12 protein-coding genes and 3 pseudogenes are annotated in these 15,410 nt (G+C 52.8%); 14 read left to right on the top strand and 1 reads right to left on the bottom strand.

The window, feature by feature from the left end; genetic code table 11:
• Positions 1-265 precede the first annotated feature (265 nt).
• Entirely contained in the window at positions 266-7,615 is a 7,350-nt protein-coding gene (locus VMX96_05610) for a VWA domain-containing protein (GenBank protein HUU63381.1), read from the top strand.
• A gap of 236 nt (positions 7,616-7,851) precedes the next feature.
• Here VMX96_05610 and VMX96_05615 read toward each other — a convergent pair whose 3' ends face one another.
• On the bottom strand, positions 7,852-9,156 hold the full coding sequence (locus VMX96_05615) for an FAD-dependent oxidoreductase (protein ID HUU63382.1): 1,305 nt from the start codon (positions 9,154-9,156) through the stop codon (positions 7,852-7,854).
• A gap of 276 nt (positions 9,157-9,432) precedes the next feature.
• Between VMX96_05615 and VMX96_05620 the strand changes: the two are divergent.
• The 13 genes and pseudogenes from VMX96_05620 (at position 9,433) to VMX96_05680 (ending at position 15,409) form a co-directional block, all read left to right on the top strand.
• Positions 9,433-9,618, top strand: a pseudogene (locus VMX96_05620) (glutaredoxin domain-containing protein).
• A 16-nt stretch (positions 9,619-9,634) separates the two neighbouring features.
• Positions 9,635-10,543, top strand: coding sequence for an FAD-dependent oxidoreductase (locus VMX96_05625; protein HUU63383.1), 909 nt, complete (start codon positions 9,635-9,637; stop codon positions 10,541-10,543).
• Positions 10,544-10,554: 11 nt separating this feature from the next.
• A complete protein-coding gene (locus VMX96_05630; protein ID HUU63384.1) occupies positions 10,555-11,040 on the top strand; it encodes a ferritin family protein in 486 nt (161 codons plus the stop codon).
• A 13-nt stretch (positions 11,041-11,053) separates the two neighbouring features.
• Positions 11,054-11,620, top strand: coding sequence for a flavodoxin family protein (locus VMX96_05635; protein HUU63385.1), 567 nt, complete (start codon positions 11,054-11,056; stop codon positions 11,618-11,620).
• A gap of 28 nt (positions 11,621-11,648) precedes the next feature.
• A complete protein-coding gene (locus tag VMX96_05640; GenBank protein HUU63386.1) occupies positions 11,649-11,858 on the top strand; it encodes a phosphohydrolase in 210 nt (69 codons plus the stop codon).
• Between the two features lie 28 nt (positions 11,859-11,886).
• The gene (locus tag VMX96_05645) at positions 11,887-12,060 is read left to right on the top strand and encodes a hypothetical protein (GenBank protein ID HUU63387.1); all 174 of its coding nucleotides are present in this window, start codon (positions 11,887-11,889) and stop codon (positions 12,058-12,060) included.
• A gap of 105 nt (positions 12,061-12,165) precedes the next feature.
• Positions 12,166-12,294: pseudogene (locus tag VMX96_05650) on the top strand (DUF438 domain-containing protein).
• A 23-nt stretch (positions 12,295-12,317) separates the two neighbouring features.
• Entirely contained in the window at positions 12,318-12,443 is a 126-nt protein-coding gene (locus VMX96_05655; GenBank protein HUU63388.1) for a desulfoferrodoxin FeS4 iron-binding domain-containing protein, read from the top strand.
• Positions 12,444-12,837: 394 nt separating this feature from the next.
• Positions 12,838-12,933, top strand: a pseudogene (locus VMX96_05660) (desulfoferrodoxin).
• Between the two features lie 20 nt (positions 12,934-12,953).
• Positions 12,954-13,532 carry a Fe-Mn family superoxide dismutase gene (locus VMX96_05665; GenBank protein ID HUU63389.1) on the top strand — a complete coding sequence of 193 codons (579 nt, stop codon included), beginning with the start codon at positions 12,954-12,956 and terminating at the stop codon, positions 13,530-13,532.
• A 93-nt stretch (positions 13,533-13,625) separates the two neighbouring features.
• Complete coding sequence (locus VMX96_05670; protein HUU63390.1) at positions 13,626-14,813, top strand: cysteine desulfurase family protein; 1,188 nt, start codon at positions 13,626-13,628, stop codon at positions 14,811-14,813.
• Position 14,814: 1 nt separating this feature from the next.
• Entirely contained in the window at positions 14,815-15,228 is a 414-nt protein-coding gene (gene nifU, locus VMX96_05675) for a Fe-S cluster assembly scaffold protein NifU (GenBank protein HUU63391.1), read from the top strand.
• Complete coding sequence (locus VMX96_05680; GenBank protein HUU63392.1) at positions 15,218-15,409, top strand: hypothetical protein; 192 nt, start codon at positions 15,218-15,220, stop codon at positions 15,407-15,409. Before nifU ends, VMX96_05680 begins: the two co-directional genes overlap by 11 nt.
• Position 15,410: the final 1 nt, after the last annotated feature.

The following is a 15,410-nucleotide window of genomic DNA, read 5'->3' on the forward strand; positions in this document are numbered from 1 at the left end:
GACAAAACCCGCATGTCATCTTAGTATTCCACGCTCATCAACCTATTCCAGCATCATGAGAAGGTAGGGCTATCAGGTTTTGGTGAAAAGGGGGAGATAAGTATAGTTTAGTGAACTTGTTTGATATTGACTGCTGCCGCTCCTTATGTAATGATGGATGATAGTAACCTAGGAATATTGTAGGTATGTGTAGGTTGAAGCAGGTCATCCAATCAACAAGGGGTGCCCAATTTAGCTTTCTAGCGCAGGAGTACCGGAGTAATAAATGGCAAGGCCAAGGCGAATAGTAAAGACACTAGGTGTAGTCCCACTATTACTAGCTTTGATGCTGGTAGCACTTGTTGCCGCTCCGCTTCTGAGCATCGGCATAACACAGGCTACGCAGACCACCATCGTCTTCCAGGATGATTTCGGCACTACTTACGCGAACACTGTTCCCGGTTGGACTGATAGCGATGGGAGTGGGCATGACTGTGCCACTAGGCCCACTTATGGCACGGGCGATAAGTACCTCCGCCTGCGCAGCGGCGGGATGGCCACGAAGTCGGCCATCGACACAACAGGCCTGGTGAACATCCACCTGGAGTACGATTGGGGCCAGGATACCGACCGAGATGGCAGTGACGACGGCGATCTCGTTGTGCAGTGGAAGCTCTCTGCTGCCGGCAGCTGGACCACCGTCAATACACACGACCTTTCTAACGACACTACGACCTGGCCGGCAACGTATGTTGATGCAGCCCTTGGCATCACTGCGGAAGGCACCAGCATTGATATCCGTTTCTGGGGAGACACCGATGAAGATCCTGACAGCGCACGGGTGGACAATGTCGTCGTCAGCGGCGACCCCGCGACAGCACCTTCACCATCACCAAGCCGGTCGCCTTCGCCCCCGCCTACGCCTACGCCGACACCGACATCGTATGAGAGTATGGCAGCGGTAGTAGTAGTTATAGCTCGGATCACCCAGCCAATAGGCTCATCAGTAGAGCCCACATTTGTAGACGGTAACCCATTCTGCGTAGATACTTGCGGGGGCACTGAATATAAAATAGAAGAGCCAGTTACATCGGGCTCCCACGTGCTTCCCGATAGCGCCGGTACGATTAACATAACAGTAACAGGAAACTATTTCGATTGGACATCGACAATAGGCATAGACTGTGTAATCGTAAAGGGTGGTCCCAATGCTAATGTTTACTATTACGACCCTGAATCGTTTGGTGATACTGGACTCCATGCACCAATTAAACTCAGTAATGGAAAGCCTTTCGGGCTAAGCCATATAAGTTTCTGTTATAACATAGAGCCAACTCCTACTCCGACGCCAACGCCGACGCCTACGCCTACCCCGACACCTAACTGTACTCCTACCCCGACGCCTACGCCAACACCGAGGTGTACTCCTACTCCGACACCTAACTGTACTCCTACGCCGACCCCTACTCCGACACCAACGCCGACACCTACCCCGACACCAACACCAACTCCTACGCCAACTCCTACACCTGACTGTGGTAATGTCTCGGTCGATAAGACCGCTCAGGAAGAGGGGTGCCGCACATACAAGGTTACACTGAATATCACGGGTGAGCCGTGCGCCAAGCCTGTTGATGTGATGCTGGTCTTCGACCGCTCAGGCTCCATGGATGATGGCGTGGGGCTAGAGCCGTTTAATTCTGCCAAAGCTGGGGCCAAGGCTTTCATTGACCAGCTGAATACCGATGATAAGGTCGGGCTGGTCTCCTATCATACCACTGCATATTTGAACAACGGCTTAACCTTTACTCACAATGATGTTAAAACTTCCATCGATGGTCTATCCATCGGCGACTATACCAACATCGCTGCAGGAATCTATCTGGCAACCCAGGAGATTATCGCCAATGGCCGTACGGATGCAGAGAAGGCTATAATCGTGCTTTCGGATGGCGTCGCCAATAGGGCCAGCGTTTCATGTACCGGCTGTGGCATATATCCATGTTATAGCACTTCGCCTACAATTTACGCGCCGAATAACAGGGGTACTTGCTGCACAAATGACGCAATTAACCAGGCCCTGGCTGCCAAGGTCCTAGGTTACAAAGTATTTAGTATCTTCCTCGAGAACGTCAATACTTCAGACTGCGGCAATACATCTCGCACATCACTACTTGGTTCTGAGACACTAAAAGCGGTATCTTCAGGAGCAGGCTTCTACTACGAAACCACCGATCCAAGCGACCTGGAGGAGATCTACGAAAAAATCGCCGGCCAGCTCAACACCGCAGCGACAGATGTAGTGGTCACGGACGACGTATCAGATGAGTTCGATGTCGATACTGGCAGCTTTAGCCCCAGCCAGGGCACCGTAAGCTTCAACTCCGGTATTAACACCATTACCTGGAACGTTAGTGATGTTGGTAGTACATCAGTGACCCTGACCTACCAGGTCACCGCCAAGGCAGGTTATTCCGGCTCCCTTGATGTCAACGACCTGGCGACAATGAACTACACCGATGTGGATAGCAACCCCCAGTCGAAGGTCTTTCTTATACCCACTGTTAACGTGCCCTTTGATCTCCTAGCCTCCGCTTCCAGTAACTCACCAGTATGCGAAGGCGGTACCATACAGCTCAACGGTTCGGCCACCGGCGGCACACCTCCTTATTCCTCCTATAGCTGGACACATATCCCCGACTGGTCAAGCTTTATACAGAACCCCACCAGGTCCCCTGCTACCATAGCTATGTCCGGTACCTATACCCTGAACGTTACCGATTCCAACGGCTGCTGGGATACCGATACTACTAGTGTGGTGGTTAATCCCTGTCCTACTCCTACTCCTACTCCTACTCCTACCCCTACCCCTACCCCTACACCAACACCTACGCCAACTCCTACTCCAACCCCGACGCCTACTCCTACGCCTACTCCTACTCCTACTCCAACCCCGACGCCTACTCCTACACCTACTCCTACACCGACACCTACTCCTACTCCAACGCCAACTCCTACTCCCACACCTACGCCAACTCCCACTCCCACTCCTACTCCAACGCCGACGCCTACTCCTACCCCTACTCCTACCCCGACCCCTACCCCTACACCAACACCTACGCCTACTCCTACCCCAACGCCTACTCCTACGCCTACTCCGACCCCCACTCCCACGCCTACACCAACGCCCACGCCGACGCCAACGCCAACGCCAACACCTACTCCTACACCTACACCGACGCCGACTCCTACTCCTACGCCGACGCCAACACCTACTCCTACTCCTACCCCGACGCCGACTCCTACTCCTACGCCTACGCCAACACCTACACCTACACCTACTCCTACTCCTACACCGACGCCGACTCCTACTCCTACACCAACGCCGACCCCTACGCCTACTCCTACCCCGACCCCGACTCCTACCTGTAATCCCGTAGCAGAATTAGTTATTAATGGCGGATTTGAAATACCGGATGTCCCCCCAGCTAGTTGGAATGTCTTTAACAGCTCTCAGGTTCCTGGCTGGAGTATTGAATGGGTTTCAACTACCCCCTCTTCCCCAGCCGATGCCCTTCTTGAGTTACACGACCATGTTGCTATTGGCTGGAACCCCCAGGAAGGAGATCAGTATGCTGAACTGGATACTGACTGGTTTGGCCCGGGTGGTCCTGATCCAGCTTCAGATGCACCAGCATCGGTAAAGATTTACCAGGATATCCCTACTATCCCAGGTTATACTTACTACATCAGCTTCTACTTCTCTCCACGTCCCGACACAGACATCTCGCAAAACAGCCTTAACTTTAGCTGGGCCGGGGAGGTGAAAGACACTATATCAGCCGCAGGTTCCAGTACTACAGTTTGGTCTTATCACTCCTATAGCTACGTAGCTGGAGGATCAACATGCCGTCTCCAGTTTTCTGATAACGGCATACCAAATGGTGTGGGAACATTCTTAGACAATGTAAGTGTTAGATGTGGACCTCCTCCGACACCTACGCCTACGCCGACTCCGACGCCGACGCCTACACCAACGCCGACTCCGACGCCGACGCCAACGCCGACGCCGACTCCTACTCCTACCCCAACTCCTACTCCTACTCCTACTCCTACTCCTACTCCTACTCCGACTCCTACGCCGACTCCTACGCCTACACCTACTCCGACTCCTACGCCTACACCTACGCCTACTCCGACGCCTACACCAACGCCAACCCCGACGCCTACACCTACTCCTACTCCTACTCCTACACCGACGCCAACACCTACACCGACTCCTACGCCAACACCGACGCCGACACCAACGCCTACACCTACTCCGACTCCGACGCCTACACCGACTCCAACCCCTACGCCTACTCCTACCCCGACGCCGACTCCTACGCCGACTCCTACGCCTACTCCTACGCCGACACCAACGCCTACACCTACTCCGACTCCGACGCCTACACCGACTCCAACCCCTACGCCTACACCCACGCCGACTCCTACTCCAACTCCAACGCCTACCCCTACGCCTACTCCTACCCCTACGCCTACTCCTACATGTGATCCTGAAGTTAACCTAGTCATAAATGGTGGATTTGAAACACCGGGTGTTACCCACGCAAGTAACTGGAATATCTTTAACAGCTCCGAGGTTCCTGGCTGGACTGTCGAATGGGTTTCAACTGACCCCTCTTCTTATGAAGGAACTGACCGGCCAGACGATGCCTATCTTGAGTTACACGACCATGTTAGCGGCTGGAACCCCCAGGAAGGAGAGCAGTATGCCGAACTGGATGCTGACTGGTATGGCCCGGATGATCCCCTTACAGGAGAACCAGCATCGGTAAAGATTTACCAGGATATCCCTACTATCCCGGGTGATACTTACTACATTAGCTTCTACTTCTCTCCCCGCCCCGACACAGACAGCCCGAACAACAGCCTTAACTTTAGCTGGTGCGGGGCGTTGAATGACACAATATCAGCCGCAGGTTCCAGTAATACAGTTTGGTCTTATCACTCCTATAGCTATGCAGGTACAGGATCAACATGCCGTCTCCAATTTTCTGATAACGGAACCTCAGATTCCTTAGGTACTTTCTTAGACAATGTAAGTGTTAGATGTGGACCTACTCCTACTCCTACGCCTACGCCAACGCCAACGCCGACTCCGACTCCTACTCCTACGCCAACGCCTACCCCTACTCCTACCCCTACTCCAACGCCTACACCTACGCCGACTCCAACCCCTACGCCTACACCTACGCCTACTCCTACCCCAACACCAACTCCTACGCCTACTCCTACCCCTACGCCAACGCCGACTCCTACTCCTACGCCAACGCCGACCCCAACACCTACGCCGACTCCTACTCCTACACCAACACCTACACCTACACCTACTCCTACTCCTACCCCAACTCCGACACCTACGCCTACACCTACACCCACGCCTACACCTACACCCACGCCTACTCCTACACCGACTCCTACTCCTACGCCTACGCCTACTCCTACCCCTACGCCAACGCCGACTCCTACTCCTACGCCTACACCCACGCCTACTCCTACGCCTACTCCTACTCCAACTCCAACTCCGACACCTACACCTACTCCCACGCCTACTCCTACACCGACGCCGACTCCTACTCCCACGCCCACGCCGACGCCTACTCCGACGCCGACTCCTACTCCAACACCTACACCTACTCCTACACCTACTCCCACGCCTACTCCGACACCGACGCCGACTCCTACTCCCACGCCCACGCCGACGCCGACTCCTACTCCAACCCCGACGCCTACGCCTACTCCTACGCCGACTCCTACACCGACGCCTGTACTGTCATGCGTGCCATATGTACAGCTTGCAGTGCTCCTGGATGGATCCGGCAGCATTAGTGACGCTGAGTGGGAAATCGAGATAAACGGGCTACACGACGCTATCATCGATCCCGATTGCATGCCCCATTGCTGCGTGGAGCTAACGGTGATTCAATTCGCTGACAACCTGCCCACTGGAGCTAGAACGGAAATCGGTCCCATTGTCATCACCAACATCAATCGTAATAACATCGCTGATGACGTCCTGAACATCACCCATGAAAAAGGGATAACACCTATTGAAGCCGGTATAGACCTGGCTGTGGTGGAACTCACCAACTCTGAATGGTTTACCTATGCTTCAAAGCAGATAATCAACATAATTACCGACGTTGGACATATTGTGGTTGATTACGATGCCACGGAGATAGCACGCGATTACGCTATAGATGCGGGAATTGATGAGATAAGCGCCGAGGGCATCGGCGATATAATATACTATGACATAAACTGGCTGCAGGATCGCATTGTGTATCCTGGGTATCCCGATACCTCCGGTCATATAGCCCCACCATTTACACCGGGGTGGGTGTATGATGTTGAATTGGATGCTGGCAAGTTAAAGGAAGCCGTCTGCGAAAAGATTACATGTTTATACCCTACTCCTACTCCTACCCCGACTCCTACTCCTACTCCTACCCCAACGCCTACTCCTACCCCTACTCCTACACCTACACCGACTCCTACCCCTACACCAACCCCTACTCCTACCTCTACGCCAACGCCGACGCCTACTCCCACACCTACACCAACTCCAACGCCTACACCTACGCCTACGCCTACATCTACTCCTACCCCAACTCCTACGCCTACACCGACCCCGACGCCTACTCCTACCCCAACTCCTACGCCTACCCCTACTCCTACCCCAACTCCTACGCCGACACCTGTAATGTTATGCGTACCAAATATACAGCTTGCAGTGCTCCTGGATGGATCGGGCACAATGGAAGATTTAGGTGAATGGGAGACACAGATATACGGACTGCGTAACGCTATCCTTAACCCCGATTGCATGCCCAATTGCTGTGTGGAGCTAACGGTGATTCAATTCGCCGGTGATTTACCCAATGATGCCAGGCTGGAGGTTGGTCCCATCGTTATCACTGACGACAACCGTTCTGCCATTGCCACTAAGGTCTTTAACATACCCAAGAGTGGCGGGACAACACCTATGGAATTTGCCATAGACCTGGCTGTAGTGGAACTCAACAATTCTGAATGGTTCACCTATGCTTCAAAGCAGATAATCAACATAAGTAGTGACGTTGGATTGTATGTAGTTAATTTCGGTGCCATTGAGGAAGCGCGCGATAAAGCTGTAATTTTTGGTGGCATCGATGAGATCACCGCCCAGGGCATTGGCAATATCGAACTGATATATATAACTTGGTTGCAGGAAGAAATTGTATGGCCCCATCCCGCAAAACCGCCATTCACACCTGGGTGGGTATATATTGTTGGAACCAACGATGCCATGTTCACGGTAGCTATCTGCGAAAATGTTGATTGCATATATGCACCGACGCAGAGACTGGAAGGCGATGTTCACCCGCTGGGTACCGGCAACGGTTTAATTGACTCGGCGGACTATCAATTAGTAGTCCAGCATATAGTGGGAACAATAACACTGACAGGCGATGATTTTTACGCCGCCGACGTTAACGACAGTGGCACAATAGACGCAGCGGACCTGCAGTTGATGGCACAATACCTTATCGGGACGATTACAGCATTCCCCGGGGGAGAATATATTCCATAAACAAAGTGTGTTAAGAGCAGGAGGCTAATACACCTGCACTATAAACACCAAAGGGGTGGACAGAAAGGTCCACCCCGGTTTTATCTAAAATTTGATGTCGTATAGCCGCTCTTATCCTTCCAGCACAACCTAATGTTGCAATTTTGTAACTACATCTTACACGCTCACACGTCCAGCTGCTCAAGCCACAGGGTTTTTCCAAACGCACACTGAAACCACGCTCTTAAGAGAGCTCTCTATCCCGGCTTAACCCGAAGCTTGATATCCTCCACCGCCATCTCTGCGCTCTTGGCACAGGCACCGAGCCCTATCCAGCCCCCCGGTTTTACCCCGTCGCCGACATTATAGAGGTTCTCTATCGATGTCTTCTGCGGCATATCGTAACCCGGCCAGCTATGATACCCCGGACATCCACCATGGAAATAGCTGGCAACCAGGATCTCAGCATGCTCGTCAAACCCGGGGATATTATCTCTCAAATCCTGAAGCATTAGCCCCCTGTCCTGCTTGATATCATAGGGGGGTAACGATGAGAGCGGCGTACCTCCCGCCATGAGCAGGTGCTTTCCTTTTGGAGCGTGCTCCGGACAGAGAAGTGTCGGGCTGTTCATCACGCTCAGCCTGCGGCCCAGTACGAATATCAGGGAGGAGCAGTCCACCAGGGGCCTATCGCTGGCAATATGCATCGCTATAAACGGAGCGGGTCTCAGGTTTTCCCGTAGCTGTTTCAGGTAGCCCAGATCAAAATTCTCACTCCCCGCCAATGCCACCGTTTCCCCGGGACCGGTATTACTAACCACTGCCTTCGCCACCACCTCAATAACCTCCTCACCCCGCTTTACAATTGCACCCCTTGCCATCCCATCGGCCACTGCAATCTGCCTGGCCCGGCACTTAGTCCACACCTGCCCCCCTTTTGTCTCAATAGCTCTCGCCAGCGATTCCATCAGTGCTAAATTGCCCTGCGGCGCAATCCCGATACCCTGTCCTTTTGGCGCCTTGAGGTACTCGAAGAACTTCCCCGCTGGCAATTCATCGTCATTTACAAAGTGAGTCGGGCTGATCAGCGCCCAGAAGGTTTTAAGCACCCTCTCATTCTCGGTATACTGAATCAGCCATTCCCTGAGGGAAATTCCGTCCCAGGGCTGCTGCCAGGTTAAACCCCGTCTCAAAGCCCCCATCACACGCTCCGTTTCGCCTTCATCCCTGCAAGCCAAGGAAACGAGCGTCCTCAGCCCACCTTTTGGCGGCAGCTCATGGTCTTTCCCATCAATCCGATAGCGAATCGGGGGGACGGGGCGGACGTCGAGCCTGGCCCCTACCGCATTAAAGACCTGCTCCACTACCCCACCCATCTCTACCTCAATCGCGCCGGTGCTAATCTTGAAACCCTTATGTTCTATCGTGGAATACCTGCCGCCTATTCGAGGCAGCCGCTCCACCACCAAAGTCTTATAGCCACTGGCGACAAGAAATGCCGCCGCAGATAATCCCCCCATCCCCGAACCGATAACCAGCACATCATAATTATCCTGTTTCACCTGACCCTCCTTTTTCGTCCTCTTCAAATATCGATTCACATTGATACAGGAAAAATCTAGCACACGGGGCAATATCAGTCAACCTGTACGTATAAGTATTGACAAACGATTAACTTTTGATTAGTATGCTATTTCACTTCCCAATATGTTCCCAGGGAGATAAAAGTTTCGTACGGGGGCCACCCCCGAATCTTAAATTTGATCCAGAATCAGGAGGAGAAAATGAGTGCCAAAGAAGTGAAGCTCTATTCCACCCCTACTTGACCCTGGTGCAAGAGGACCAGTATGTTCCTCGAGCAGCATAATATCGCCTATCAAGAAGTCGATGTCGCTACCGATAGCGCCGCCCGTGAGGAGATGGTGCGTAAGACAGGTCAGATGGCGGTACCTGTCATCGAAATCGATGGCGATTTTACCGTTGGCTTCGACGAAGGCAGGCTGAAAGAGAAATTAGGCCTTTAACTTGCCGGTGGAGCTTATGCGTGAACTGATCATTATCGGCGGTGGTCCCGCGGGGATGACCGCTGCGGTCTATGCTGCCAGGAAGCGGCTAGATACCCTGCTCATCAGTAAAGACATTGGAGGGCAAGCTCTTTGGTCGGCCAGTGTGGAGAACTATATGGGATATCAGTATATCGAAGGATTTGAGCTGATGGCCAAATTCGAGGAGCAGATGAAGCAGTTTCCGCTGGAGCAGAAGATCGGTGAAGAGGTAGTTGCTTTATCCCGACGGAATGCGGGATTTGAGATCAGGATAGCCAATGGTGAAAGCTATCAGGCAAAGGCGGTGATCGTCGCTACCGGGAAACGTCCCCGCCAGCTCAATGTACCTGGCGAGGAGCGGCTAAAGAGTCGGGGTGTTACCTATTGCGCGATTTGCGATGGCCCGCTCTTTGCCGGGCAGAAGGTGGCGGTTATCGGCGGGGGCAATTCCGCCCTGGAGGCAGCGGACGATATGGTCAAGATCGCCGAGTATGTCTATCTGGTGTCGCTGACACCGTTCACCGGCGACCGGATACTTATTAATAAAGTTAAAGAGGCACCCAATATGACCGTGTTTTTGGAGCACAAGGTGGTGGCGATCGACGGGGAAAGCCGTGTGGAAGCTGTCGCCATCAGCGATTTAAAGAGCGGCGAAGAGAAGAGGCTTGAGGTTGGGGGTGTCTTTGTCGAGATCGGGCTGATCCCCAGTTCGGACTTGTCTAAAGGCATCGTCAGGCTAAATGAGCTCGGTGAGATCGAGATAAATTGTGCCACCGATACAGGGGTACCCGGGCTCTTTGCCGCCGGGGATGTAACCAATGCCCCGGAGAAACAGATCCTGGTTGCCGCCGCTGAGGGGGCCAAGGCCGCTCTCCAAGCTCATAAATATCTCAAGAGACTATAAAGGGGTGACAAATGGGCATATTTTTTACTGGCAGTGAACTGGTGAACATCGCCATTGGGATCGAGCGGAGCGGAGCCGCTTTTTACGACACCCTGGCAAAGTCTGCCAGGAATGAAGCATCTAGAGTTATTTATGAGTATCTGGCTCTTGAGGAGAAAAAGCATATTGAAATCTTCCAAAATATGCTGGGCTCACTTGCAGACTATGCACCACCAGAGACCTACACTGAAGAGTATGACCGGTATCTAAAAGCGCTGATCGACTCCGCTGTCTTCCGCGACGATCAGACTGCCCGCGAGATGGCACAAAAGTCAGCGAGTGAAGCCAAAGCTATCCAGATCGCTATAAGCGCAGAAAAGGACTCTATACTGTTCTATTCGAACTTGCGAGAACTGGTTCGACGGTCAGACCGCGAGGCAGTCGATAAGATAATAGAGGAGGAGAGGTCTCACCTGAGGCAGCTTTCAGACCTGATGAAAGGCTTCAGCAAGCGGTGACAAGGAGGCAAGATTGAGAGTCCTGGGGATTATGGGGAGCTCAAGGATAAAGGGCAATACTGATTTACTGCTGGATGAGGCTTTGAAGGGTACCCAAAGTCAGGGTGCAGAGGTGGAGAAGCTCATCGTAGATAAACTCAACATAGCCCCGTGCCGCGAGTACTACGGTTGCCTGAGGGATGGCAATTGCGTCATAAGAGACGACATGGATGGCATATACCCCCAGCTCCTCGAGGCCGATGTGGTAATAGTAGCCTCGCCGATGTTTTTCTATGGGCTGACCAGTCAGGTTAAGGCGCTAATCGACCGCTCTCAGGCGCTGTGGGCCCGAAAATATATCCTCAAGCAAAACCTGCCCTGTGAGGGGAGAAAAGGCGCCTTTATCGCTGTGGGGGCCACCAAGGGACAGAAACTGTTTGACGGGTCCATATTGACAGTGAAATATTTCTTCCAAGCCATCGGCGTCGAGTACGCTGAGGAACTTCTTATCCGGGGCGTGGATACAAAAGGTGAGATTAGGGAGCACCCAACCGCACTAAAGGACGCCTTTGATCTGGGCAGCAGGATCGCTCAAAGTTAGCGATTCTCACAATGACTGAGGGTTAGATATGAGGTCTGCATGTCCCGGTCAAGATTTCAGAAACCTACGGGTTGAGCTCTACAAGTGCCCGAACTGTGGTGCAGAGGAGGAGCTCTTCTCCAACGAGACTAAGGTGAAGTGCCACGAGTGCGGTGAATGGATTTGCATGGACTGGTGCGCTTCAGCTCGCCAGTACCTGGGAGAGGAGAGATGGAAGCAATTGAAGGGCTGCGAGTAGCGGCAACTTTCAGATAGGAGGTGACCTTTTGGACGAAAAACTCGAAATGGAAATTCAAGCTTCTCTGGTTGACGGTAAGCTTCCCTGCGCCATAGCGTTTAAGATAGCTAAGAAGCTGAAAGTTAGCCCCAGACAGGTTGGAGACACAGCGAACAGACTAAATATAAAGATAATGAGCTGCCAGCTCGGTTGTTTCCCGTAATTTTATCTGCGATTACATGCTTGTCGCGGGCTAGCTGTTCGTGAATGTCTGAAATGGAAACAAAGGTGTTGAGGAAAATCGTCAGAATCGACGAATCGGGACTAACGGCTGATTCTCATCAGATACTTTGCGATCCGCAGTAAAGACCATGAATATCTCGGCTGCCTGAAGGTTACCCAGGACATAACCGACCTGAAGAAGATTGAAGGTGAGAAGAGGCTGCTTGAGCCTTGATAGAGAATATCGGAGGTGTGAAAATGGGAGTCAAGAATGTGGGCGAAAAATATCGCTGCAATGTCTGCGGCAACGAGGTGACGGTGACCAAGGTCGGTGGCGGCACCCTAGTCTGCTGCGATCAGGAGATGGAGCTAATACAAGAATAGAACAGCGCTCTCAGTTAGCTTCCTGTTTGCATTGTGTCGATGCAACCTCCAGAGCTTCCATGGAGCAATTGCTAGGATCGCTACTGAGGAGAGGGTAAGTAACCACTTCAGGCTCAGACTAACTTATAGAACATTCACAGAACCAAAAGAATCAGACCCCTAACCTATCAGACGAAGGAGGTGAAAGGAAATGCCAAGCGTGAGAGCTGTCCTAACCAATATGTCAGTTCCAATGCCTATTCACCGAAAACTGTATCTTGTTCTCCGTAACAATTCTATCAAAATATGGAAGAGGCAGAGCTGTTGTGGCCACTATGGTGAACCAGGCTGCTGAGAAGTTGTGAAATAGCCTCCTGGTCAAGGAGGAAAGGGGTAGAAGGTAGATAATAAGTACCGCTGCACTGTCTGCGGCAACGAGATAATAGTGACCAGGGTCGGCAGCGGAACTATAGTCTGCTGCGATGAGGAGAGGGCACCAATCGGAAAATAATTTCGATGAAGGAGGTAGAAATGGGTTACACTGCTAAGGACTATACAAGTTTAATCGGAATAGAGGGATTCAGCGAGCCGCTGCTCAACAATCACTTCACACTGTATCAGGGCTATGTCACCAATACCAACAAGCTATATGATTCACTTACTGCCATGCTCAAGGAAGGCAAAACGGCCACCCCGGAATACGCCGAGCTTAAGCGCCGTTTCGGCTTCGAGTTCAACGGTATGCGCCTCCACGAATACTACTTCGAAAACCTCGGCGGCAAGGGGACACTAAACAAATCTGGCAAGCTGGCCCAGCTGTTGCCCGGTGCATACGGCAGCTACGAGGACTGGGAGAAGGACTTTCGCGCCACCGCCACCATGCGGGGAATCGGTTGGGCTATCCTGTACCAGGATAACGTAACCGGCTGGCTGATAAACCAGTGGATAAATGAGCATGAGACCGGCCACCCTGCAGGTTGTACCCCCATTCTGGTGCTGGATGTTTTCGAGCATGCCTTCATGATCGACTATGGGCTGAAGCGAGCCGACTATATCGATGCCTTCTTCAAGAACATCAACTGGGATGCGGTCGAGGCTCGCCTCAAGTAGAGGCAACCGTCTGGGCCCAGCTTTGAGATAAAGGTCGCATACAGGGATCAGCCCAGTGGTTAAAATGTGGTTGAGATGACCAGAGGAGGGGTTATGAAGAGAGCATACCTTGACCATGTAGCGACAACCCCAGTCCTTCCCCAGGTGCTGAAGGCTATGCTTCCCTACCTCAAGGATGCCTATGGCAATCCTCAATCCATCCATGAGTGGGGAGACCAAGCCAGGGAAGCGCTGGATGATGCCCGCAGCAAGGTTGCCGCCCTCATTGGCGCCCAGCCTGAGGAGATCATCTTCACCGGCTCGGGCACCGAGGCCAACAACTTCGCCATCAAGGGGTTGGCCCTCGCCCGGCAGTCCCAGGGGAAGCACGTTGTCATCTCTGCCATCGAACATTTTTCAGTTCTTCATTCAGCTAAGACGCTGGAGAAGTTGGGCTTTGAGGTCACTCAGGTACCAGTGGACAAGTACGGGCTGGTCGATCCTGAAAAGGTCGGTAAGAGCATAAGGGAGGATACGGTTCTGGTATCCATCATGCACGCCAACGGCGAGGTGGGCACCATCCAGCCCATCGCCGAGATAGCTAAGGTGGTGAAGAAAACGGGGGCCCTGTTCCACACCGATGCAGTAGCCACCGCAGGCTCAATACCTGTTGATGTCAGAGAGCTCGGTGTTGATGCGCTAAGCCTGACCCCCAACCAGTTCTATGGCCCCAAGGGTGTTGGCGCCCTGTGGTTTAAAAAAGGTGTACGCATTATGCCCTTCCTCGATGGTGGGGTGCAGGAGGGAGGAAGGAGGGCGGGGACCGAGAACGTTCCCTCAATCGTAGGTTTGGGAAAAGCAGCAGAGCTGGCTCGAGAGGAAATGGCGTCCCGGATGGCCCACCTCTCTGCCCTGCGCGATAGGTTGATCGAGGGACTGCTGTCACGGATCGAGAATGCCATCCTCACCGGACATCCCACCCAGCGCCTCCCCGGCAATGCCAGCTTCTGCATCGAGTTTATTGAAGGAGAGTCAATGCTCATGCTGTTAAGTCACCAGGGAATAGCGGCATCCAGCGGTTCGGCTTGCACGTCCAGGGCGCTCAAGGCCTCTCACGTGCTCACCGCTATGGGGGTTCCTGCCGAGATCGCACAGGGGTCGCTACTATTCAGCCTTGGCTTGGAGAATACCGAGGAGGACATTGACTATGTATTGGAAGCGCTGCCGCCTATTGTTGATCGGCTCCGGCAGATGTCACCGCTATATTCCAAATTTATAAAAGGTCAGCGAGGAGGAAGTTGAGATGCCTGTTTACAGCGACAAGGTAATGGAACACTTCATGAACCCCCGCAATGTAGGGGAGATCGAGGATGCCGATGGCATCGGTGAAGAGGGAAACCCCGTCTGCGGGGATATGATGACATTCTACATCAAGGTGGACGATAACCATCTCAGCGATGTCAAGTTCAAGACCTTCGGCTGCGGCGCTGCCATCGCCGTTTCCAGCATCGTGAGCGAGATGGCTATGGGCAAGACCCTGGAGGAGGCAAGGAAGATTACTCCGGCCCTTGTGGCCCAGGAGCTTGAGGGGCTGCCCAAGAATAAGTATCACTGCTCCAACCTCGGCGCTCAAGCGCTGAATAAGGCCATCGATGACTACCTGAAGAAGCAGGGCAAAGCTATAAAAAACGGAAGGAGGAGGAAGGATGACAAGTAGTGAAAAGCCAAAGGAGAATGAGAGGAGGTGCTTTTGCCCCTACTGTGATGAGGAGCTGGCTATGTCCCCTGCGCCTTATTGTCAGCCGTGCCACATTGAGCTACGGTATTGCCTGAAATGTAATATAGTAGTGGAGAAAACGGCCAAGGTCTGTCCACAATGTGGGCGAACTTTGGAGTAAG

It is taken from the genome of Dehalococcoidia bacterium (assembly GCA_035528575.1).
Taxonomy (GTDB): domain Bacteria; phylum Chloroflexota; class Dehalococcoidia; order E44-bin15; family E44-bin15; genus DATKYK01.

Excerpts from the sequence above, each read along its gene's own strand:
- VMX96_05655 (HUU63388.1), top strand. The coding sequence starts at position 12,318 with ATGGGAGTCAAGAATGTGGGCGAAAAATATCGCTGCAATGTCTGCGGC.
- VMX96_05625 (HUU63383.1), top strand. The coding sequence starts at position 9,635 with ATGCGTGAACTGATCATTATCGGCGGTGGTCCCGCGGGGATGACCGCT.
- VMX96_05680 (HUU63392.1), top strand. The coding sequence starts at position 15,218 with ATGACAAGTAGTGAAAAGCCAAAGGAGAATGAGAGGAGGTGCTTTTGC.
- nifU (HUU63391.1), top strand. The coding sequence starts at position 14,815 with ATGCCTGTTTACAGCGACAAGGTAATGGAACACTTCATGAACCCCCGC.
- VMX96_05665 (HUU63389.1), top strand. The coding sequence starts at position 12,954 with ATGGGTTACACTGCTAAGGACTATACAAGTTTAATCGGAATAGAGGGA.
- VMX96_05630 (HUU63384.1), top strand. The coding sequence starts at position 10,555 with ATGGGCATATTTTTTACTGGCAGTGAACTGGTGAACATCGCCATTGGG.
- VMX96_05640 (HUU63386.1), top strand. The coding sequence starts at position 11,649 with ATGAGGTCTGCATGTCCCGGTCAAGATTTCAGAAACCTACGGGTTGAG.
- VMX96_05610 (HUU63381.1), top strand. The coding sequence starts at position 266 with ATGGCAAGGCCAAGGCGAATAGTAAAGACACTAGGTGTAGTCCCACTA.
- VMX96_05670 (HUU63390.1), top strand. The coding sequence starts at position 13,626 with ATGAAGAGAGCATACCTTGACCATGTAGCGACAACCCCAGTCCTTCCC.